This window comes from uncultured Psychromonas sp., from assembly GCF_947489755.1.
GTDB lineage: Bacteria > Pseudomonadota > Gammaproteobacteria > Enterobacterales > Psychromonadaceae > Psychromonas.
Genome location: NZ_CANLFB010000077.1, coordinates 1 through 647, shown reverse-complemented (window position 1 = coordinate 647; position 647 = coordinate 1). Strand labels below are relative to the sequence as shown.

Genomic DNA, 647 nt, shown 5'->3' with positions numbered 1-647 from the left:
GGTTATTCACGTGGGTTAGTCAGTAGCCGACGTATTGCGAATGCGTGTGAAACCAATATTACCTTCATGAGTTTATCGGGTGATGAACAACCTCACTTCACTTCCATTGCTAGTTTTGTCGCTAAAATGAAAGACCAAATTGAACCACTATTTACTCAAGTATTAATGATATGCGACCGTGAAGGATTGATTGGCCGGAACATGTTTGCCATCGATGGATGTAAAATAAGATCAAACGCTAGCAAAGAATGGAGTGGCACCTTTGATGAGCTTGAGCGTAAACAAGCGAAGTTGCGCCGAGCAAGTCAGCGAATACTTGAGCGTCATCAAGCACAAGATAGTTTAGGCGAAAACGAAGTGGCGCATGATTTAAAACAGAAAGCGAAACTTGATAAAAGTGCAGAGAAAATCACAGAGTATCTAGCCACACATCAAGAAAAAACAGGCAGCAAAGGTAAGGCAGTTAAAAGCAATATAACAGACCCAGACAGTGCAAAAATGACAACAAGTAAAGGTACAATACAAGGCTACAATGGGATTGCTATTAATGACGACAAACACCAAATAATATTACAAGCACAAACATGGGGCTCAGTTGGGGAACAACAAACCTTAAAACCTGCTATCGAACAGCTGCAAACACAACT

General features: G+C 41.0%; 1 protein-coding gene. It reads left to right on the top strand.

From position 1 onward, the window contains the following. On the top strand, window positions 1–647 hold a 647-nt coding region (locus Q0794_RS18070; RefSeq protein WP_298944271.1), incomplete at both ends, for a transposase.